General features: G+C 72.2%; 20 protein-coding genes and 2 tRNA genes. 4 read left to right on the forward strand and 18 right to left on the reverse strand.

The genetic code is table 11. From position 1 onward, the window contains the following. Positions 1-240 precede the first annotated feature (240 nt). The 11 genes from ruvB to pgsA all read right to left on the reverse strand — a co-directional run bounded on the left by ruvB (position 241) and on the right by pgsA (position 9209). Positions 241-1311 carry a Holliday junction branch migration DNA helicase RuvB gene (gene ruvB, locus ACZ58X_RS15780; protein ID WP_470334209.1) on the reverse strand — a complete coding sequence of 357 codons (1071 nt, stop codon included), beginning with the start codon at positions 1309-1311 and terminating at the stop codon, positions 241-243. A 61-nt stretch (positions 1312-1372) separates the two neighbouring features. Next, positions 1373-1984 (reverse strand): Holliday junction branch migration protein RuvA, encoded by a 612-nt coding sequence (ruvA, locus tag ACZ58X_RS15785; RefSeq protein ID WP_470334210.1) that lies wholly within the window; start codon positions 1982-1984, stop codon positions 1373-1375. Next, a complete protein-coding gene (ruvC, locus tag ACZ58X_RS15790) occupies positions 1981-2550 on the reverse strand; it encodes a crossover junction endodeoxyribonuclease RuvC (RefSeq protein WP_470334211.1) in 570 nt (189 codons plus the stop codon). Before ruvC ends, ruvA begins: the two co-directional genes overlap by 4 nt. Positions 2551-2714: 164 nt before the next feature. After that, the gene (locus ACZ58X_RS15795) at positions 2715-3473 is read right to left on the reverse strand and encodes a YebC/PmpR family DNA-binding transcriptional regulator (protein WP_470334212.1); all 759 of its coding nucleotides are present in this window, start codon (positions 3471-3473) and stop codon (positions 2715-2717) included. A gap of 89 nt (positions 3474-3562) precedes the next feature. Then, positions 3563-4180, reverse strand: a complete 618-nt coding sequence (gene pdxT, locus ACZ58X_RS15800) for a pyridoxal 5'-phosphate synthase glutaminase subunit PdxT (RefSeq protein WP_470334213.1) — start codon at positions 4178-4180, stop codon at positions 3563-3565. A 96-nt stretch (positions 4181-4276) separates the two neighbouring features. Continuing rightward, positions 4277-5188 carry a pyridoxal 5'-phosphate synthase lyase subunit PdxS gene (pdxS, locus tag ACZ58X_RS15805; RefSeq protein WP_375890021.1) on the reverse strand — a complete coding sequence of 304 codons (912 nt, stop codon included), beginning with the start codon at positions 5186-5188 and terminating at the stop codon, positions 4277-4279. Between the two features lie 128 nt (positions 5189-5316). Beyond that, on the reverse strand, positions 5317-5862 hold the full coding sequence (locus tag ACZ58X_RS15810) for a LemA family protein (protein WP_470334214.1): 546 nt from the start codon (positions 5860-5862) through the stop codon (positions 5317-5319). Between the two features lie 43 nt (positions 5863-5905). Then, entirely contained in the window at positions 5906-6274 is a 369-nt protein-coding gene (locus ACZ58X_RS15815; protein ID WP_470334215.1) for a 5-carboxymethyl-2-hydroxymuconate Delta-isomerase, read from the reverse strand. Positions 6275-6354: 80 nt separating this feature from the next. Beyond that, on the reverse strand, positions 6355-7539 hold the full coding sequence (locus ACZ58X_RS15820; protein ID WP_470334216.1) for a glycosyltransferase family 4 protein: 1185 nt from the start codon (positions 7537-7539) through the stop codon (positions 6355-6357). Positions 7540-7579: 40 nt separating this feature from the next. Further along, positions 7580-8545, reverse strand: coding sequence for a phosphatidylinositol mannoside acyltransferase (locus tag ACZ58X_RS15825; protein WP_470334217.1), 966 nt, complete (start codon positions 8543-8545; stop codon positions 7580-7582). A gap of 16 nt (positions 8546-8561) precedes the next feature. Further along, positions 8562-9209 carry a phosphatidylinositol phosphate synthase gene (gene pgsA / locus ACZ58X_RS15830; protein WP_380462568.1) on the reverse strand — a complete coding sequence of 216 codons (648 nt, stop codon included), beginning with the start codon at positions 9207-9209 and terminating at the stop codon, positions 8562-8564. A 245-nt stretch (positions 9210-9454) separates the two neighbouring features. Between pgsA and ACZ58X_RS15835 the strand changes: the two genes are divergently transcribed. Next, complete coding sequence (locus ACZ58X_RS15835) at positions 9455-11503, forward strand: elongation factor G-like protein EF-G2 (protein ID WP_470334218.1); 2049 nt, start codon at positions 9455-9457, stop codon at positions 11501-11503. Here the strand turns inward: ACZ58X_RS15835 and ACZ58X_RS15840 are convergent. Continuing rightward, positions 11491-11937, reverse strand: coding sequence for a thiol-disulfide oxidoreductase DCC family protein (locus ACZ58X_RS15840; protein WP_470334343.1), 447 nt, complete (start codon positions 11935-11937; stop codon positions 11491-11493). The two genes, ACZ58X_RS15835 and ACZ58X_RS15840, sit on opposite strands and share 13 nt — an antisense overlap. Positions 11938-12136: 199 nt before the next feature. Between ACZ58X_RS15840 and ACZ58X_RS15845 the strand changes: the two genes are divergently transcribed. After that, positions 12137-13783, forward strand: coding sequence for a hypothetical protein (locus tag ACZ58X_RS15845; RefSeq protein WP_470334219.1), 1647 nt, complete (start codon positions 12137-12139; stop codon positions 13781-13783). Positions 13784-13858: 75 nt separating this feature from the next. Here ACZ58X_RS15845 and ACZ58X_RS15850 read toward each other — a convergent pair whose 3' ends face one another. The 4 genes from ACZ58X_RS15850 to ACZ58X_RS15865 all read right to left on the reverse strand — a co-directional run bounded on the left by ACZ58X_RS15850 (position 13859) and on the right by ACZ58X_RS15865 (position 18322). Beyond that, on the reverse strand, positions 13859-14419 hold the full coding sequence (locus tag ACZ58X_RS15850) for an HIT family protein (RefSeq protein WP_470334220.1): 561 nt from the start codon (positions 14417-14419) through the stop codon (positions 13859-13861). 82 nt (positions 14420-14501) lie between these two features. Further along, positions 14502-16481: a threonine--tRNA ligase gene (thrS, locus tag ACZ58X_RS15855; RefSeq protein ID WP_470334221.1), complete on the reverse strand. Its 1980-nt coding sequence runs from the start codon at positions 16479-16481 to the stop codon at positions 14502-14504. An 87-nt stretch (positions 16482-16568) separates the two neighbouring features. Next, entirely contained in the window at positions 16569-17735 is a 1167-nt protein-coding gene (locus ACZ58X_RS15860) for a hypothetical protein (protein WP_470334222.1), read from the reverse strand. A 32-nt stretch (positions 17736-17767) separates the two neighbouring features. After that, positions 17768-18322, reverse strand: a complete 555-nt coding sequence (locus ACZ58X_RS15865) for a DUF4365 domain-containing protein (RefSeq protein ID WP_470334223.1) — start codon at positions 18320-18322, stop codon at positions 17768-17770. 145 nt (positions 18323-18467) lie between these two features. Here ACZ58X_RS15865 and ACZ58X_RS15870 point away from each other — a divergent pair, with 145 nt between their 5' ends. Further along, positions 18468-19235 carry an exonuclease domain-containing protein gene (locus ACZ58X_RS15870; RefSeq protein WP_470334224.1) on the forward strand — a complete coding sequence of 256 codons (768 nt, stop codon included), beginning with the start codon at positions 18468-18470 and terminating at the stop codon, positions 19233-19235. A gap of 62 nt (positions 19236-19297) precedes the next feature. Here the strand turns inward: ACZ58X_RS15870 and ACZ58X_RS15875 are convergent. Together ACZ58X_RS15875 and ACZ58X_RS15880 are read right to left on the reverse strand one after the other, a co-directional pair. Continuing rightward, a tRNA-Val gene (locus ACZ58X_RS15875) sits at positions 19298-19369 on the reverse strand. Between the two features lie 211 nt (positions 19370-19580). Continuing rightward, positions 19581-19652 (reverse strand) — tRNA-Val (locus ACZ58X_RS15880). 412 nt (positions 19653-20064) lie between these two features. On the opposite strand from ACZ58X_RS15880, the gene ACZ58X_RS15885 reads away from it, so the two are divergent. Further along, positions 20065-20478: an SsgA family sporulation/cell division regulator gene (locus ACZ58X_RS15885; protein WP_030056266.1), complete on the forward strand. Its 414-nt coding sequence runs from the start codon at positions 20065-20067 to the stop codon at positions 20476-20478. Positions 20479-20744 lie beyond the last annotated feature (266 nt).

The raw sequence follows: 20744 nt of genomic DNA on the forward strand, positions 1-20744 counted from the left end.
GGCCGCCGGCCGGCGGCCTGTGTGGTATGGGTCGGCCCGTCAGGTGAGAGGGGCGGTCCGGCGGAGTCTAGGCGACCCCGAACTGATCGGACAACGCCAAGCATCGCATCCTGCCGCCGAAAGTGGCGACCCTCCGCCTGCACGGATTCCCGGGACTTCTCCCCTGCCTCCTCCCCGGGGCACAGCTCCGGGGAGGAGCGGGAACCGACGGCCAGGTCTCACCCGTTCGGCCGAGAGCGGTCAACTTCCGTCCGGCCGGAACAGCTCCGGCTGGGGCGGCACGCTGCCCCGGGTGGTCTGGACCGGCGGGGTCAGGCCCAGGTGCTGCCAGGCCGCGGCGGTGGCGATCCGGCCGCGCGGGGTGCGGGCGAGCAGTCCCTCGCGGACCAGGAAGGGCTCGGCCACCTCCTCGACCGTCTCGGCCTCCTCCCCCACCGCGACGGCGAGGGTCGACAGGCCGACCGGACCGCCGCCGAACAGCCGCAGCAGCGCGTCCAGCACCGCGCGGTCCAGCCGGTCCAGGCCGCGCGCGTCCACCTCGTAGACGTCCAGCGCCCGGGCGGCGATCCCGGCGCTGACCACGCCGTCGTGCCGGACCTGGGCGAAGTCGCGGACCCGGCGCAGCAGCCGGTTGGCGATGCGCGGGGTGCCGCGCGAGCGCCCGGCGATCTCGGCCGCGCCGGCCGGGTCTATCTCGACGTCCAGCAGCGCGGCCGAGCGGTGCACCACCCGCTGGAGCTCGGCCGGGGCGTAGAACTCCATGTGCCCGGTGAAGCCGAAGCGGTCGCGCAGCGGCGGCGGCAGCAGCCCGGCCCGGGTGGTGGCGCCGACCAGGGTGAAGGGCGGCAGTTCCAGCGGGATGGCGGTGGCGCCCGGGCCCTTGCCGACGATCACGTCGACCCGGAAGTCCTCCATCGCCATGTAGAGCATCTCCTCGGCCGGCCGGGACATCCGGTGGATCTCGTCGAGGAAGAGCACCTCGCCCTCGGTGAGCGAGGAGAGGATCGCCGCGAGGTCCCCCGCGTGCTGGATGGCCGGGCCGGAGGTGATCCGGATCGGGGCGCCCAGCTCGGCGGCGATGATCATGGAGAGGGTGGTCTTGCCCAGTCCGGGCGGGCCGCTCAGCAGCACGTGGTCGGGCGCACTGCCGCGCTGGCGGGCCGCCTGGAGCACCAGCGACAGCTGCTCGCGCACCCGCTCCTGGCCGATGAACTCGTCCAGCGCCTTGGGGCGCAGCGCGGCCTCGACCGCCTGGTCCTCGCCGTCGGCGGCGGCGGTCACCAGCCGGTCGGCGGGTTCCGAGTCGTACATCCTCGCGGGCTCCAGAGTCTCCGGTGTCGGTGTCGACAAACGGACAGGTCGTCAGGTGGATTCAGCGGGCGCGGTTGAGGCCGCGCAGGGCCAGCCGCAGCAGGGCGCCGACGTCCGGCGTCTGCTGGGCCTCCGCCTCCGGGGTGACGGCGGCGACCGCGTCGTCCGCCTCGCGCGGGGCGTAGCCGAGGCCGGTCAGCGCGGAGTGCAGCTGCTCGCTCCACGGCGCGGGGCCGGTGGCGATCGGCTTCTGCGCGGGCACCGCGCCGTGCGGGGCGCCCAGCTTGTCCTTGTACTCCAGCAGCAGCTTGGCCGCCTTCGCCTTGCCGATGCCCGGCACCGCGACCAGCGCCTTCTCGTCCCCGCCCGCCACCGCGGCGCGCAGCGCGTCGGGGCTGTGCACGCCCAGGATCGCCTGCGCCAGCTTGGGGCCCACGCCCGGTGCGGCCTGGAGGATCTCGAACACGGCCCGCTCGTCGTCGTCGGCGAAGCCGAACAGGGTCAGCGAGTCCTCCCGGACCACCAGCGAGGTGGCCAGCCGGGCGGGCTCACCGAGCCGCAGGCCGGCCAGGGTGTTCGGGGTGCACTGGACGGCCATGCCGACCCCACCGACCTCGACCACCGCGATGCCGGAGGCGATGGCCGCCACCGGTCCTTGCACGAAGGCGATCACCGACTACTGCCTTTCACGGAGAAGGGGCCCCGCGCGGGCCCGGAGCGGGCGGCCTGGGCGGCGGCCTGCGCCGCCGCCTGCAGCCGGTTGGTCGTCCCGCCGCGCCAGATGTGGCAGATCGCCAGCGCCAGCGCGTCGGCCGCGTCCGCGGGCTTGGGCGGGGCGTCCAGCCGCAGCAGGCGCTGCACCATGGCCGTGACCTGGGCCTTGTCCGCCCGGCCGGAGCCGGTGACGGCGGCCTTGACCTCACTGGGGGTGTGCAGGGTGACCGGGATGCCGCGCCGGGTGGCGCAGAGCATCGCGACCGCGCTCGCCTGGGCCGTGCCCATCACGGTGCGGACATTGTGCTGGGCGAAGACCCGCTCGACCGCGACCAGGTCGGGCCGGTGCTCGTCCAGCCAGCTCTCCAGCCCCTGCTCCACCAGCAGCAGCCGCTGCCCGATCTCGGCGTCGGCCGGTGTGCGCACCACGCCCACCCCGGCCATCCGCAACGGCCGGCCCGGCGTGCCCTCGACCACGCCGACCCCGCACCTGGTCAGCCCCGGGTCAACACCCAGCACCCGCACGCCACGCCCCGTCCCTCGCCGATCCGCCCGCTCACGGCGAGCGGCCTCCGCGAAGGCTACCGCCCGGGTCCGACAACCCCGCCGACGACACCGGCCCGGCGGTCCTGGGACCACCGGGCCGGGCCGTGCGAACGATCACCCGCCGTCGTACGGGCGACGCCGGGTCACTCGGAGTCGAGCTCCGCGCCGACCTCGTCGGAGATGTCGAAGTTGGCGAAGACGTTCTGCACGTCGTCGCTGTCCTCCAGCGCGTCGATCAGCTTGAGGATCTTGCGGGCGCCGTCGACGTCCAGCTCGACCTGCATGCTCGGGAGGAAGTTGGCCTCGGCCGAGTCGTAGTCGACACCGGCGTCCACCAGCGCGGTGCGCACGGCGACCATCTTGGAGGCCTCGGAGACGATCTCGAAGGAGTCGCCGAGGTCGTTGATCTCCTCCGGCTCCTGGTCGAGGACGACCTCGAACAGCTTGTCCTCGTCCACGCCGTCGGCCTTCGGGACGATCACGACGCCCTTGCGGTTGAACAGGTACGACACCGAGCCCGGGTCGGCCATCGAGCCGCCGTTGCGGGTCATCGCGACGCGCACGTCGGAGGCCGCGCGGTTGCGGTTGTCGGTGAGGCACTCGATCAGGACGGCGACACCGTTCGGGCCGTAGCCCTCGTACATGATGGTCTGGTAGTCGGCGCCGCCGGCCTCCAGACCGCCACCGCGCTTGACGGCGCGGTTGATGTTGTCGATCGGGACCGAGCTCTTCTTCGCCTTCTGGATGGCGTCGTAGAGGGTCGGGTTGCCCGCCGGGTCGGGACCGCCGGTACGCGCCGCCACCTCGATGTTCTTGATCATCTTGGCGAAGAGCTTGCCGCGCTTGGCGTCGATCACGGCCTTCTTGTGCTTGGTGGTAGCCCACTTAGAGTGGCCGGACATCGCCAGCTCCTTTACGTCGCCAAATGGAAATGAAACAGATGAGATCTTACCGGTGTCGTCACCGGTGGGACGCACACGGCCGCCGCGGCCTACCGGGCGGCGAGGTGCTCCTCGACCATCTGCACGAAGTAGGCGTGCACGCGGTGGTCGCCGGTGAGCTCCGGGTGGAACGAGGTGGCCAGCAGGTTGCCCTGGCGCACGGCCACGATCCGGCTCTCCGGACCGTCCGCACCGGGCAGCTCGGCCAGTACCTCGACGCCCGCGCCGACCGCCTCGACCCAGGGGGCGCGGATGAAGACGCCGTGCACCGGCTGCTCCTCCAAGCCCTTGAAGGCGAGGCCGGACTCGAAGGACTCGTTCTGCCGGCCGAAGGCGTTGCGGCGCACCGTCATGTCGATGCCGCCGACGCTCTCCTGGTCCTCCCGGCCGTCGAGGATCTTGTCGGCCAGCATGATCATGCCCGCGCAGGTGCCGTACACCGGCATGCCCGCCGCGACCCGCTCGCGCAGCGGCTCCATCACGCCGAACAGCAGGGCCAGCTTGGACATGGTGGTGGACTCCCCGCCGGGGATCACCAGCGCGTCGACCTCGGCCAGTTCCTCGGCGCGGCGCACCGGACGGGCCAGCGCGTCGGCCTCGGCCAGCGCCACCAGGTGCTCGCGGACGTCGCCCTGGAGGGCGAGGACGCCGATGACTGGAGTGCTCACGGTCTTCAACCTCTATCGATCGTTACTACGGAAGGACGCGGCGCGGCCCGCCGCACACCGAAGCGCTGCGGCGGGCCGGGCGAAGGGCGGGGGTGACTACCAGCCGCGGTTGGCGTAGCGCTCGGTCTCCGGCAGGGTGTCGCAGTTGATGCCGACCATGGCCTCGCCCAGGTTGCGGGAGGCGTCCGCGATGATCTTCGGGTCGTCGAAGAAGGTGGTGGCCTTCACGATGGCGGCGGCACGCTTGGCCGGGTCGCCCGACTTGAAGATGCCGGAGCCGACGAAGACGCCCTCGGCGCCCAGCTGGCGCATCAGCGCGGCGTCGGCCGGGGTGGCCACGCCACCGGCGGAGAACAGCACGACCGGCAGCTTGCCGAGCTCGGCGACCTCCTTGACCAGCTCGTACGGGGCGCGCAGCTCCTTGGCGGCGGCGTACAGCTCGTTGTGGTCCAGGGCCCGCAGCTGGCCGATCTCGTTCTTGATCTGGCGCAGGTGGCGGACGGCCTCGACGACGTTGCCGGTGCCGGCCTCGCCCTTCGAGCGGATCATGGCCGCACCCTCGGCGATGCGGCGCAGGGCCTCACCCAGGTTGGTGGCACCGCAGACGAAGGGGGTGGTGAAGGCGAACTTGTCGGAGTGGTTGACCTCGTCGGCCGGGGTCAGCACCTCGGACTCGTCGATGTAGTCGACACCCAGCGACTGCAGGACCTGGGCCTCCACGAAGTGCCCGATGCGGGACTTGGCCATCACCGGGATGGAGACCGCCTCGATGATCTCCTCGATCATGTTCGGGTCGGACATGCGGGCCACGCCGCCGTCCTTGCGGATGTCGGCCGGAACCCGCTCCAGCGCCATGACGGCCACCGCGCCGGCGTCCTCGGCGATCTTCGCCTGCTCGGCGTTGACCACATCCATGATCACACCGCCCTTGAGCTGCTCGGCCATGCCGCGCTTGACCCGGGCGGTACCGATCTGCGGCTGGTCTGCGGTGGTGGGGGTGGTGGACACGTGAGACCTCACTCGAAGATTAACCAGTGCTATCGCCCTATGGTAGGCAGATCGGGTGGCCCAACCATGCGCCACCAAGTCCAGCCCGGACGACGGGATGCGACAAACGGGCCGTATCCGAGGACAGCCTAAGCAGGCGCTCCCTCGGGCGTAAGGGCGGGCGGCGGGGCGTCGTCCATCTCGAAGGCCATCGGGAACGGCGCCTTGCCCGCCAACCGGAAGTACCGCACCAGCCGGTGCTCCCGCACCGCCCGCGCCGCCCGCACCGCGTCGTTGTGGAACCGGCGGGCCATCGGCACCCGCCGCACCGCGGCCGTCAGATCACGAACCGCCTCGTCACCACCCGGCTCCGCGACCAGCGCCGTCACCTGCTCCGACTCCTCGAAGACCGCCCGCAGCGCCAGGCTCAACTGACTCTCCGCCACCTCGCGGTGCTCGTCCTCGGCCTGCCGGGCCGCGTGCGCCGCGTCCAGCAGCAGCAGCGAGGCCGCCGGGTCCAGCAGCGAGGACGTCGCCAGCTCCATCGCCACCGAGGCCCGCCGGACCAGCTGCGCGTCCAGCGCCGCCCGCGCGGCGTCGATCCGGGCGTGCAGCCGGTCCAGACGGCCGGCCGTCCAACTCAGGTACATGCCGAACAGCACCACGGCCACGCCGGCCCAGATCCAGGTAGTCACGGACCGCTACGTTACCGGGTGTCACCGGCCGCCCCGCCCGGTGTCAGCCCTGGACGACGCCGCTGCGGTAGCTCTCCCGGTCGATGTCCGCGACGTTCACCGCGGTGAACAGCCGCGTCCCCGGCGCCGGCCGCACGTGCTGCGCCAGCAGCGCCACCACGCCCTCGCTCAGCGCCGCCTTCGCCTCCGGCGTACGGCCCGGGAACACCTGGAACTCGACGTACACCTGGGCGTCGCCCACCGGCCCGTCGGAGCCGACCACCAGGTCCTCGCTCTGCCGGAACAGCGTCTTGCAGGACCCCGGCTTGGCGTCGATCGTCTCCTCCGCCAGCCGGTTGATCGCCAGGCCGAGCGCCCGGCGCTCGAAGGACCCGGCCAGGCTGGACGAGTAGTCGACGGAGATCTGCGGCATCGTTTCCCCCATGGGTCACAGTGGTGCGGTCGGCCCGACCCTAACCCCACCGGCACCGGGCGCCACGCGAGCCCCGGCCGTCAGTCCCGGGCCAGGCCGAACCGCCCGCGCCGACCGCTGCGCTCGTCCTCCTCGACCACCGCCGCGGCCCCGGCCGTCACCGTCTCGTACACCGCCAGGATGTCCGCGCCGACCGTCGACCAGTCGAACCGCCGCACGTGCCGCGAAGCCGCCTTGCGCAGCTCCTCCAGCCGCCCCGGGTCCCCCAGCAGCCGCAGCGCCGTACGGGCCAGCGCGTCCGCGTCCTCCACCGGGAACAGCTCCCCGGCGTCCCCGCCGTCCAACACCTGCTTGAACGCGTCCAGGTCGCTGGCCAGCACCGGGGCGCCCGCCGACATCGCCTCGACCAGGATGATCCCGAAGCTCTCGCCACCGGTGTTCGGCGCCACGTACAGGTCCACGCTGCGCAGCAGCCGGGCCTTCTCCCGGTCCGAGACCATGCCCAGGAACTCCACCTGCGCGCGCACCTCGGGCGCCAGGCCGGCCACCGCCTCCTCCTCGTCGCCCTTCCCCGCGACCAGCAGCCGCACCCCGGGCCGCTCCGCCAGGATCCGCGGCAGCGCCGCCAGCAGCGTCGGCAGGCCCTTGCGCGGCTCGTTGATCCGGCCGATGAAGCCGATCGTGCCCGGCGCCCCCGCCGCCGCGCCGCCCGTCCACCGCTCGTCCGGCTCGGCGTCCGCGAAGAACTCCACGTCCACCCCGTTGGGGATCACCACCGCGTCCCCGCCCAGGTGCTCCACCAGGGTCCGCCGGGCGTACTCCGACACCGCGATCCGGGCCCGCATCTTCTCCAGCCCCGGCTGCAGGATCGGCGAGGCCGCGATCATCGCCCGCGAGCGCGGGTTCGAGGTGTGGAAGGTGCCCACCATCGGCCCGGTCGCCGACCAGGCCGCCAGCATCGACAGGCTCGGCGAGGCCGGCTCGTGCACGTGCAGGATGTCGAAGCGCCCCTCGCGCAGCCACCGCCGCACCCGGGCCGCCGACAGGATGCCGAAGCTCAGCCGGGCCACCGACCCGTTGTACGGCACCGCCACCGCCCGCCCCGCCGAGACCACGTACGGCGGCAGCGCCTCGTCGTCCTCGGCCGGCGCCAGCACCGACACCTCGTGGCCCAGACCGATCAGGTGCTCGGCAAGATCCCGGATGTGGAACTGCACCCCGCCGGGGACGTCCCAGTCGTACGGGCAGACGATGCCGATCTTCACGGGTTCCTCAAGCTCCTTCGGGCAGTCGTACGGGCCGGACTCAGGCGCCGGAGGCCTCGGCGGCGGGCTCCTTCGCAGCCGCGGCGCGCGCCGCGGCGGACCCGCCCCCCACCGTCTCACGGGCCGGCAGGTCGGCCGGCCAGAACTTCTGCAGCATGTGCCAGTCCTGCGGGTGCTCGCCGATGCCCTTCTGCCACACGTCGGCGATCGCCTGGGTCATCGCCAGCGTCCGCGCCTTGCGGTCGCCCTCCTCCGGCACCGGCACCTCCGGGTGGATGGTCCCCCGCAGCACCGGACCGTCGTACCAGAGCGTCGCCGGCAGCAGCGCCGCACCGGTGCGCTGGGCCAGCGCCGCCGGCCCGGCCGGCATCCGGGTCGGCTCACCGAAGAAGGACACCTCGATACCGGCCGCCGAGAGGTCCCGGTCCCCCACCAGGCACACCAGCTTGCCCGCGCGCAGCCGGCGCGCCAGCGTGCCGATCACGTTCGCCCCGCCGCCGGACAGCGCCAGGACCTCCATGCCCTGGCCCTCCCGGAACTCCACGAACCGGTCGAACAGCCGCTCCGGCTTCAACCGCTCGGCGACCGTCGTGAAGGGGTGGCCCAGGTGCGCTATCCAGGTGCCCGCCAAGTCCCAGTTGGCCATGTGCGGCAGCGCCACCACCGCGCCCCGCCCGGACTCCAGCACCTCCCGCAGGCGCTCGTAGCCGTCCACCTGGACGTCCCGCAGGACCCGCTCCCGGCTCCACACCGGCAGCCGGAAGGACTCCATCCAGTACCGCAGGTAGGAGCGCATCCCGGCCCGCGACAACCGCCGCAGCGCCGCCTCGTGCAGGCCCGGACGCACCCGGCGCAGGTTCGCCTCCAGCTGCCGCACCCGCGGCCCGCGACGACGCCAGGCGTAGTCCGCCAACCGGTCGAACAGCCACCGCGCCACCGGCTCCGGCAGGTGCTTCAACACCGCCCAGCCCAGCGCGTACGCCCAGTACACCAGTCGGTCCGTCATCGCAGGACGCCCCCCATCAGCTCCCGGCCGCCGCTCGGTCGGCCTCGAACGCCTCACGGCGCACGGTCAGCATCCGCTGGAACACCGTCACCAGGCTGCCCGCCGCCACCAGCCACAGCGCCACCGGCAGCAGCCACTCCACGTACGGCACCCCGAAGGTGTGCAGACCGGCCACCCCGGCCGCCACCAGGCTGATCACCAGCCGCTCGGCCCGTTCCACCAGCCCCGACACGTCGCACGGCAGGCCCTGGCTCTCCGCCCGCGCCTTCGTGTACGACACCACCAGGCCACTGGCCAGGCAGAAGATCGCCACCGCGCAGAGCAGGTTGTTGTCACCCTTGCCCGCGTACCACATGGCCAGACCGCCGAAGATCGCCGCGTCCGCGACCCGGTCCAGCGTGGAGTCCAGGAAGGCGCCCCACTTGCTGGTCCGGCCCAGCTGGCGGGCCATGTTCCCGTCCACCAGGTCCGAGAAGATGAACAGCGTGATCGTGATGGTGCCCCAGAAGAACTCCCCGCGCGGGAAGAACACCAGCGCACCGGCCACCGAGCCGGCCGTACCGATCAGCGTCACGGCGTCCGGGCTCACGCCCAGCCGGATCAGGAACGCGGCGAACGGGGTCAGAACACGTGTGAAGAAGGCACGCGCGTATTTGTTGAGCATGGCCTTCCCAGCCGCTCCGATCTCCCAGGTACCCGCCTGGCGCAACACGCGCGGCAGACGGCCGGACGAATGAGCCCGCCCGGCGCACCCATCGTAGCCACGCCCGGGACAGGCTCCGACGCACGCACCGCCGGACGGCCCCCCGGGCCACGGCCCCCGGCGCGACCCCCCGCACGACACGCGCCCGAGCAGGACCCGACCCTAGACTGCCAAGGACAGCTTCGGCGCCACGGGAGGAGACCCCGATGCCCGACCGCAGCACCGCACGAGCCGGCCAGGCACCCGCCGTCACCGGCCCCACGGACCTGCGCAACGTCGTCCTCGTCGGCTCCAGCGGTGTGGGCAAGACCACCCTCGCCGAATCCCTCGCCCTCGCTGCCGGCGCCACCGGCCGCCCCGGCCGCGTCGCCGACGGCACCACCGTCTCCGACCACGAGGACATCGAGCACCAGCAGCAGCGCTCCGTCCAGCTCTCGCTGCTCCCCCTCGAGTGGAAGGGCGTCAAGATCAACCTGATCGACCCGCCCGGCCACCCCGACTTCGCCGCCGACCTGCGCGCCGCCCTGCACGCCGCCGACGCCGCCGTCTTCGTCCTCTCCGCCACCGACCCGGTCACCGCCCCCACCCGCGCCCTCTGGCGCGAGTGCGCCGCCGAGGGCATCCCCCGCGCCATCGCCGTCGCCAAGCTCGACCTCGCCCGCACCGGCTTCGACGACATCCTCGGCAGCTGCCACGACGCCTTCGAGCTCGGCCCGGACACCCTGCGCCCGCTCTTCCTGCCCGTCCTCCACGACGGACACCCCGACGGCAGCGTCGACCTCCTCACCGGCGACACCTACGGCGACGCCGACCCCCTCCCCGACACCGGACCCGCCCACGACAGCCTCGTCGAAGCCATCTCCGGCCAGGACGACACCCTCATGGAGCGCTACCTCGCCGGCGACCCCCTCGACGCCGACTCCCTCGAAGCCGGGATGCGCCGCGAAGTCCTCGACTGCACCCTCCACCCCGCCGTCCCCACCAGCGACAACGGCCTCGGCTCGGCCGAACTCCTCGACCTGATCGCCCACACCTTCCCGAACCCCACCGAACGCACCCGCCCCGGCCCCGCCTGCGACCCCGACGCCCCGCTCGCCGCCCAGGTCGTCCGCGTCACCGGCGACGCCTACGTCGGTCGGATCAGCCTGCTGCGCCTCTACGCCGGCACCCTGCGCCCCGACAGCCGGATCCACCTCGTCGGCCCCGCCCACACCGCCGACCAGAACGGCGACGAACGCGTCACCGGCCTCACCAGCCCCTTCGGCAAACTCCAGCGCCCCGTCCCGCACGCCGTCGCCGGGGACCTCGTCTGCGCCGCCAAACTCACCACCGCCCGGGCCGGCGACACCGTCCACGACCCCGGCCACCCCGTCGAACTCGACGGCTGGACCCTCCCCGAACCCCTGCTCCCGATCGCCGTCGAAGCCCACAGCAAGGCCGACGACGACAAGCTCTCCCAGGCCCTCACCCGGCTCACCGCCGAGGACCCGGCCCTACGGCTCGAACAGAACCCCGACACCCACCAGCTCGTCCTCTGGTGCACCGGCGAGGCCCACGCCGAGGTCGTCCTCGACCGGCTGCGCACCCGCCACGGCGTCCACGTCGACACCGTCGAACCCAAGGTCGCCCTGCGCGAGACCTTCGGCACCGCCGCCGCCGGCCACGGACGGCTCGTCAAGCAGTCCGGCGGCCACGGCCAGTACGCCATCTGCGACCTGGAGGTCGAACCCCTCCCGGCCGGCTCCGGCTTCGAGTTCCAGGAGCACGTCGTCGGCGGCGCCGTCCCCAAGCACTTCATCCCCTCCGTCGAGAAGGGCGTCCGCGCCCAGCTCGCCAAGGGCGTCGCCACCGGCTTCCCGCTCGTCGACGTCCGGGTCACCCTCACCGACGGCAAGGCGCACTCGGTCGACTCCTCCGACTCCTCCTTCCAGAACGCCGCGGCCCTCGCCCTGCGCGACGCCGCCGAACACGCCGTCATCCGCCTGCTCGAACCCGTCGCCGCCGTCAGCGTCCTGCTGCCCGACGAGTACCTCGGCGCCGTCCTCGGCGACCTCTCCGCACGCCGAGGCCGCGTCCTCGGCACCGAAACCGGCGGCCAGGGAACGACCCTGCTGCGCGCGGAGGTCCCCGAACTCGAACTCGTCCGCTACCCGGTCGACCTGCGCTCCCTCACCCACGGCACCGCCGAGTTCTCCCGCGCCTACCTGCGCCACGAACCCATGCCCGCCGCTCTGGCCGAGCGCTACACCGACTGAGCCGGCCTCCGGTTCGGCAGCGCGCACGCCGCCGTACCCCCCGGCATCCGGTGCCGGTTGCGCGACACCCAGCGGTACACCGCACCCGCCACCGGCCGCACCGGCGCCAAGGTCAACAGCGCGCCCAGGTACGCCCACGCGCCCCCGGTGCGCAGCAGCAGCCGCGCCACCGCCTGCGCGCCCCCGTACACCCGACCGGTCGGCGTCACCCAGAGCACCTCGCGCTCGGCCCGCTCGGCCGACACCTCACCGCGACCGCCCGCCACCGCGTCCAGCTCCGCCAGGTCCGCGAACTGGAACGGCACCGGCTCCCAGCCACCCGAGGCCAGCGTCTGCCGCGGGTACCGCTCCCCCCAGCGCACGCAGGACGAACAGAACGCGCAGTCCCCGTCGAAGACCAGCACCGGATCCTTCACCACGACAGCCCCCTTCATCGCCTTCACCTCCATCCTCCTCCACCCTCACACCGTCGGCCCGGGCGGGTATCGACCCGCCCGAAGCTGGGCATCATGCCCCTCAGGCCCGGGTGCGGCCGGAACGCACCGCTTCGTGACGGTAGTTCAGACGATCATCCGCGCAGGGGTGCCACGGCACGGTAACCTGCCGCTGACAAGGGGAGGAGCAGACGCCACCGTGGCCACACTCGACATGACCCCGGGTGCGCAGATACCCCGGACCGACACCGGCCCGCAGACGGCCGTCACCCAGGCGCTCTCCTCCGCCGCCTACCGCGACGGCGAGATCGGCAAGTTCGTCACCGACGTCACCGACGCCAAGGAGAAGAAGGGCCGCTTCGCGCTCTTCCGCCCCAACCTCGGCGAGGCGTTCAGCAAGGCCCTGATCTCCCGCGCCCTCGGCGGCGACCGCAAGCCCCTCGTCCCCTCCTTCGGCGTCGACACCCGCCAGGTCGTCGAGCACTGCCTGGCCGCCGAGGAACTCCGGCACGCCCGCGACCGGCAGCTCAGCACCGTCAGCGTCGTCACCGGCCTGCTCTTCCTCCCCGGCACCCTGATCTGGCTCGGCGCCTTCCAACTGCGCGCCTGGCTCAAGCGGGACAACGCCCGGGGAGCCGACACCTACGGCGCCCTCGCCCTGATCGCGGTCGCCGTCCTGGCCGGCTACCTGGTGCTGTTCCCGCCGGCGGCCGGTCTGCTCGGCATCTACCTGCGGATCACCATGCTCGCCCCGGTGCTCGGCTGGTACCTCGCCCGCCGGATCGTCGAACGCTCCGCCACCGACCTCCGCACCCGCTGGCAGGCCCTGGTCGAGGGCAGCGCCGTCGCCGCCACCGTCGCCAAGGCCGTCCCCCGCGACGACTTGGACAAGAAGGCCAACGAGCTGCGCGACAAGCTCGGCCGGCTGGACGCCGAGCAGGAGACCAACGTCCACCACTACGCCGGCCCCAAGGGCATCCTCGGTGCCGGCCGCCGCTGGGGCGAGTGGCGCCTGGCCGACACCCTGCACCCCGCCGAGGGCCACGCCGACTTCCGGGCCTTCCACCCCTGGGACCTGGTCCGCCGGATCTCCGCCCACCTCAAGGGTCTCGGGGTCAGCCACGTCGCCAACAGCGGCATCCCCAACGTGGTCATCAAGCAGTGGGCGGTCTTCGACGTCAGCGAGGGCGCCGACGAGATCAGCCGCCCCGGCGGCGCCGACATGGACGGCGAGCGGATGCGCGACTTCGCCGTCCAGAGCCTCGCCGACAAGCAGACCTTCCCCGGCGGACCCCGGCACTACCTGGCCACCCAGTTCATCACCCACGACGGCAAGTTGATCATCACCTTCACCGTCACGGTGACCCTGCTCGCCAACGTGCTCAGCATCTCGGTGGCCGGCTACGCGCTCGGCCCGGTCAAGGGCGTCTTCTTCGACAAGCCCAAGGACAAGGAGAAGTCGGTCGCCAAGACGGTGAAGTTCTGGGAGGAGCGCACCGTCAAGCTCCCCCTGATCGACAACGACGAGGTGGTCCGCCAGGCCGTCCGCGCCCCCTTCCACAAGATGCCCGGCCTGCTCGGCTGGCTCGGCGGCGGCCTCGGCCTGCCCGAGCCGTTCGGACTCCGGCACTCCTGGGTCGGCACCGCCTGGAACAACCGCTCCATGGTCGACAACGCCCTCAACGCCTCCGTCCCGGTGCTGAACGCGGTGCACACCGCCACCCTGGAGTTCCTCCAGGAGCACGACCTGGACGCGGACCGGTTCTTCAAGAACCGCACCTCGATCATCAAGTCCGAGGCGCAGGGCAGCCGCCCGTACAAGGTCGACGAGTTCAGCGCCGACTGACCGGGAACGACGCGCGAAGAGGGGCCCGCCACCGAACTCCTCGGTGGCGGGCCCCTCTTCGCGCGTCCGGCCGGCTCAGTCCTGCGACCAGGCCTCGGCCAGCATCTTGCGGGTGTCCGCCAGCAGCTGCGGCAGCACCTTGGTGTGGCCGACCACCGGCATGAAGTTGGTGTCCCCGCCCCAGCGCGGCACCACGTGCTGGTGCAGGTGCGCGGCGATCCCGGCCCCGGCCGCCGCGCCCTGGTTCATCCCGATGTTGAACCCGTGCGCCCCCGAGGCGGCGCGCAGCGCGGTCATCGCCTTCTTGGTGAAGTCCGCCAGCTCGGCCGTCTCCGCCCCGTCGAGGTCGGTGTAGTCGGCCACGTGCCGGTACGGGACCACCATCAGGTGCCCGCCGTTGTACGGGTAGAGGTTCAGCACCGCGAACACGGCGCTCCCCCGGGCGATGACCAGCCCCTCCTCGTCGCTCAGCGACGGGATCGAGCAGAACGGACAACCGTCGTCCGGAGCCGGGCCGGTGGGCTTGTTCTCACCCTGGATGTACGCCATCCGATGGGGGGTCCACAGGCGCCGGAAGCCGTCCGGCTCACCGACACCCCGCTGCAGTTCCGGCTCAGTCGTCATGCTGATCAGCATATTCGCCCGAAGGTGCTTGCAAAGCCGCGCGGGGCAGACTCTTGAAGAGCCTGCCCCGCGCGTCAACGGTCCGACTACGGCGTCACACCTGGATGCGGTTCTTCACCGCGTCCACGATCTCGGCCACGGCGTCCGCGACCGGCACGCCGTTCTTCTGCTCGCCGTTGCGGTAGCGGAAGGACACCGCGCCCGCCTCGACGTCGTCGTTGCCCGCGATGAGCATGAACGGGACCTTGGTCTTCTGGGCGTTGCGGATCTTCTTCTGCATGCGGTCGTCCGAGGTGTCCACCTCGACCCGGATCCCGTGCTTCTTGAGCTCCGCCGCGACCTCCAGCAGGTACGGCACGTGCTCGTCGGTGATCGGGATGCCGGTCACGGTGACCGGGGCCAGCCACGGCGGCATGGCGCCGGCGTAGTGCTCCAGCAGCACCGCGAAGAAGCGCTCGATCGAACCGAACAGCGCGCGGTGGATCATGACCGGCCGCTGGCGCGAGCCGTCCGCCGCGGTGTACTCCAGGTCGAAGCGCTCCGGCAGGTTGAAGTCGAGCTGGATGGTCGACATCTGCCAGGTACGGCCGATGGCGTCCTTCGCCTGCACCGAGATCTTCGGCCCGTAGAACGCCGCGCCGCCCGGGTCCGGAACCAGCGGCAGACCCTGCTTCTCGGCCACGGCGGCGAGGACGCGGGTGGCCTCCTCCCAGGTCTCGTCGCTGCCGACGAACTTCTCCTCGTCCTTCGTCGACAGCTCCAGGTAGAAGTCGGTCAGACCGTAGTCACGCAGGAGGTTGAGCACGAAGGTCAGCGTGGAGTCGAGCTCCTCCGCCATCTGCTCGCGGGTGCAGTAGATGTGGGCGTCGTCCTGGGTGAAACCGCGGGCCCGGGTCAGGCCGTGCACCACACCCGACTTCTCGTAGCGGTACACCGTCCCGAACTCGAAGAGGCGCAGCGGCAGTTCACGGTACGAGCGGCCGCGCGCGTCGAAGATCAGGTTGTGCATCGGGCAGTTCATCGGCTTGAGGTAGTAGTCCACGCCCTCGTCGAGCTGCATGGGCGGGTACATGCCGTCCGCGTACCAGTCGAGGTGGCCGCTCTTCTCGAAGAGCTTCCCCTTGGTGGCGTGCGGGGTGTAGACGAACTCGTAGCCCTCTTCCTCGTGCCGCTTGCGCGAGTAGTCCTCCATCGCGCGGCGGATGATGCCGCCCTTGGGGTGGAAGACGGCGAGGCCGGAGCCGATCTCCTCGGGGATGGAGAAGAGGTCGAGCTCGTTGCCGAGCTTGCGGTGGTCGCGCTTCTCGGCCTCGACCAGGAAGTCGAGGTGGGCCTTGAGCTCGTCCTTGGTCGGCCAGGCGGTCCCGTAGATGCGCTGGAGCATCGGGTTCTTCTCGCTGCCGCGCCAGTAGGCGGCGGCGTTGCGCATCAGCTTGAACGCCGGGATGTGGCGGGTGCTGGGCAGGTGCGGGCCGCGGCAGAGGTCGCCCCAGCACTGCTCGCCGCTCTTGGCGTCCAGGTTGTCGTAGATGGTGAGCTCGCCGGCGCCGACCTCGACGTCAGCGCCCTCGCCGGCGGTGGCGGCGGAGCCCTTGAGGCCGATCAGCTCCAGCTTGTACGGCTCGGCGGCCAGCTCCTCGGCGGCGGCCTCGTCGGTGACCACGCGGCGGGAGAACTTCTGCCCGCGCTTGATGATCTCCTGCATCTTCTTCTCGATGGCCTTGAGGTCATCGGGGTGGAAGGGCTTCTCGACGTCGAAGTCGTAGTAGAAGCCGTCCTTGACCGGCGGGCCGATGCCGAGCTTGGCCTCCGGGTAGAGCTGCTGCACGGCCTGGGCCATGACGTGCGCGGTGGAGTGGCGCAGGATGTCCAGGCCGTCCTTGCTGCCGATCGCGACCGGCTCGACCTCGTCGCCGTCCTGGACGGCGTACGCGAGGTCCTTGAGCTGGCCGCCGACGCGGGCGGCGATGATCGAGCGGTCGTCGGCGAAGAGCTCGGCGGCCGTAGTGCCCGTGGTCACCACGCGCTCTTCCCGATCGGGTTCGCGGTTGATGATTACCCGGACGTCCGTCACCGGTCTCTCCTGACGTGCTGGATTCAGAGGACGCAACACAGCGCTGCGCGTGACGATGGTACCGAGAGCACCAACCGCACCGCGCACTCAGGACCTCTCTCCTCCCTCCTGGAGCCCCTTGAGCAGCCGTTCCCGGTCGTCGTCCGCCCAACCGCACAGCTCGAGGCCGTGCGGCCGGATCAGCCGGCGGAAGCCGTCCCGCCCTTCCAGGCGGCCGGAGAGCCGGACCGGGACGCCGGTGAGGTGGGCCTCGGCGGCGAGCCGGTAGTCGGGGTCGGGCAGCCTGGCCTTGAGTTCGCGGACCTCGGCGCCGCCGAGCACCCGGAGCCGTACCGAGCCCGGTCCGGCGGGGTCGGCGCGCTTGAGCCGGACGACCACACCGACGACGGTGACGTCGACGGCGGGCTCGATCCGCTCCAGCAGTTCGGCGGCCTCGGCGAGGGCGGGCAGGTCCCCGGGGGAGAAGTCGAGGTCGATCCGGCGGTCGCCGAAGCCGCCCGGGGTGCCGGCGGCGGGCGACCAGGCGACGGTGAGCCGGGCGGCGGTGGCGCCGCGGACGAGGTCCTCGACGGACCGGACGAGTTCCCGGCTGACCCCGGAGCGGACGGCGTTCTCGAAGGCCTCGGGCCCGCCGCTGACCCGGCGGTAGTCGACGGCGTCGCGCAGCGCCTCCAGGGCGCGGACCAGGGTGGTGACGGCGGTGCGGCCCTCGGGCGCGGGGGTGTAGGCGGTGAGGGCGGCGCCCTGGTCGACGACGCCCTGTTCGACCAGGAGGACGCGGTCCAGGAACTCCCCGGCGAGGCCGTCCAGCCGGGCACCGAAGTAGCCGGCGGTGGTCCGGCCGGCCTTGGCCCCGGCGGCGAGCATCGAGCGCGCGGCCCGCTGGAGCCGTTCGGCGTCGTCCCAGGGGGCGGCGTCGGCGGGGCCGGGGAGTTCGCGGCGCCAGTTGAGTTCGTCGCCGGGGACGACGAGGGCGAGGAGGATCGAGCGGGCGGAGGGGGTGCGGGAGCGGGAGAGCGCGGTGACGGCGTCGGTGAGGAGGTCGACGGCGTCGTCGAAGCCGTCGCCGGTGGGGACGAGGAGGCTGGTGCCGGGTTCGCCGTCCGGCGGGGTCCAGCGGCCGTACCGGGTGGTGGGGCCGCCGCGCCGCACCCAGCCGTGCCGGGCGAGCAGGGTGGCGAACACCGCGGGGTCGACGGTGGCCGGGTCGGGCAGGGCCCGGGCTCGGTCCTCCGGTCCGTGCGGCAGGGTCATGGGCGTGCTTCCTCGCTGCCGGGGCCGGGCCGTCACGGGCTGCCGCCCGCGCCGACCCGGGCCATGATGTCGCAGAGCGCGCGGTCGTCGAAGACCTTGCCGGTGGGCACCCGGACGTTGGTGCGCCGCTTCCCGGTGACGGGGTGGCCGGCCAGGTTGACCCAGTAACAGCAGTGCCGCAGTTCGAGGGCGTCCGGGCGGGCCCGGAGCCAGTGGTCGACCCGGCGCGGCAGCAGCATCACGACCAGGATCCGCGGGACGGCGACCCGGGCACGGGCGAGCTTGCGCAGGTGGTCGTTGTCCAGGGTGAAGCTGAAAAACGGCCCGGCCGGACCGGGCGCGATCTGCTGGGTCGCCTTGAGCTGGATCTTGATGGTGACCTCGTCGTCCACGTCGTGCTCCCGGGAGCCGTGGCTGACCTGCCAGTCGATGCCGTTGTCCGGGAACGGCTGGGAGAGCGAGCAGCCGGCCGCCGCGGCGACCGCGTGCAGGTAGCCGACCTGCAGCGTCTCCATGCAGGCGGTGACCGCGAGGTTCCCCCTGAGTGTGGTCGCCGCTCCGTCGGGCTGCGGCTGTGTCAGTGCCATCGCCCCGTGGCCTCCCCCGGCTCCGGGCCCGTCCGGGCCGAGCGGCCCAGTGGCAGGATCCCCGGTCGCAGCTGGGCCAAACGGGTTGAGCGACCGTCAGAACCGGGTATCACCAGGGCGCGGAACGCACGCCTGAGGGGCAGTCATGCAGCAGCACTGGTACACCGGCCCACTCGCTTCCTTCGACACCGAGACGACCGGCGTGGACGTGGAGTCCGACCGCATCGTCTCCGCCGCCCTGGTCGTCCAACTCACCCCGGGCGCACCGGCGCAGACCACCACCTGGCTCGCCGATCCGGGCGTGCCGATCCCGGACGGGGCCCGGGCGGTGCACGGCATCACCGACGAGCAGGTCCGGACGTACGGCCGCCCGGCCCGCACGGTGGTGGCCGAGGTCACCCGCGCGCTGGCGGCCCAGGCGCTGGCCGGCCGCCCGGTGGTGGTGATGAACGCCCCCTACGACCTGACCCTGCTGGACCGGGAGTTGCGGCGCCACCACGGCCTCCCGCTGAGCACCGGGCTGGCCGGGGCGGGCCTGGTGGTGCTGGATCCGCGGGTGCTGGACAAGCACGTGGACCGCTACCGCAAGGGCCGGCGGACGCTGACCGACCTGTGCGCCCACTACGGGGTGGACCTCGCCGGGGCACACGACGCGGCGGCGGACGCGACGGCGGCCCTGTCGTTGATCCGGCGAATAGGCGCCCGCTATCCGGCGGCGCTCGGCGGACTGACGGCGGCGGAGCTGCACCTGCGGCAGGCGGTCTGGCACGCGGCGCAGGCCCGGGGGCTGCAGGCCTGGTTCGACAGCTCGGGAACGCCGGAGCGGGTGGACCTGTCGTGGCCGCTGCGGCCGGCCCGGTGCGTCTGCGGTCGTCGGCTGGAGCCGGAGCACGGGTGCCGGGCGGCGGCGTGACCGGTCCGGAACGCGCCGCAGGCCCTGACCGGTTTCCTGGTCAGGGCCTGCCTGCTGTCCGGTGGGCGATACTGGGATCGAACCAGTGACCCCTTCGGTGTGAACGAAGTGCTCTCCCGCTGAGCTAATCGCCCGGGCAACGAGAAGAACTGTAGCACCATTCGGGGGCGGTCGTACAACTCGCTCTTCCGGGGTACGGCCGACGCATCCACAGAACTCGCGCTCCGCACGGAAGATGACTGGCCCTCAGCCGGATTCGGTACCGGCTCTTCGGATGGATTCCGGAAATACATGTGAGGCCCAGTCGATAATCGACTGGGCCTCACATATCACAATGCATTCCGGTGGGCGATACTGGGATCGAACCAGTGACCCCTTCGGTGTGAACGAAGTGCTCTCCCGCTGAGCTAATCGCCCGGGTGCAGGGAAAACATTACCGCATCCCGGAGGGTGCTCCGAACACCCCGCCCGCCGGCCGCCCCGCCCCGGACCCCTGGGCCGGAGCCCTCCCCGCCGCCCGTCCCGCCCCTCCCGCCCCCTCCCGCCCGCGCGCACGACTCGTCGGGCCCGGCCCCACCACCCGCTCCCCTGTTCCCGGCCCGCCCGTCACTCCGACGGGCCGCGTACACGTCGATCCGGAATCCGACCGAGAAGAACCACCGGTAATGCCCCGGGCGGGTACTCCGGGGCGATTCCGCAATGCGCCGTAAGGGGTACGACTCGCGCCCGAATCGGGACAGAGGGGTTTACATCGGTCTTGGGGGTGGGATGGTCCGTTCGCCGACGTGCGATTCCCCGAGCGCACACTGAGCGAAAGGCCATGGCGCTTATGAACACCACGGTCAGCTGCGAGCTGCACCTGCGCCTCATCGTGTCCAGCGAGTCCTCACTGCCCGTCCCCGCGGGCCTGCGCTACGACACCGCCGACCCCTACGCCGTGCACGCCACGTTCCACACGGGCGCCGACGAGACCGTGGAGTGGGTGTTCGCCCGAGATCTCCTCGCGGAGGGGCTGCACCGACCCACCGGTACCGGCGACGTCCGGGTGTGGCCGTCGCGCAGCCACGGGCAAGGGGTGGTCTGCATCGCCCTGAGCTCTCCGGAAGGAGAAGCCCTGCTGGAGGCCCCGGCCCGCGCGCTTGAGTCGTTCCTCAAGCGGACGGACGCCGCGGTGCCCCCCGGCACCGAACACCGTCACTTCGACCTCGACCGGGAGCTGTCCCACATCCTCGCCGAAAGCTGACCCCGACCGGAGGCGGTCCAGCCCCGCTGTCGGCGGGGCCGTACTTCCTGCCGTCACCGCTGCCGTCCTACTCGGGGGCACGGCAGCGGACTCAGCCGCGCACCACGCGGTCTCGGGGCCGGTGAACGGCCCGCTCCCACCGGAGCGGGACCACAGCACCGCAGGCGCCCAGGACCCAGGGAGAAAAAACCACCCCCACGGGGGTTTGTGCCAACTGGAGGAAAAACACCTTTTCGGGGGGGCAGGGGGTGGCCTCCGGGGAGGGG

This window comes from Kitasatospora sp. NPDC040550 (assembly GCF_055594965.1).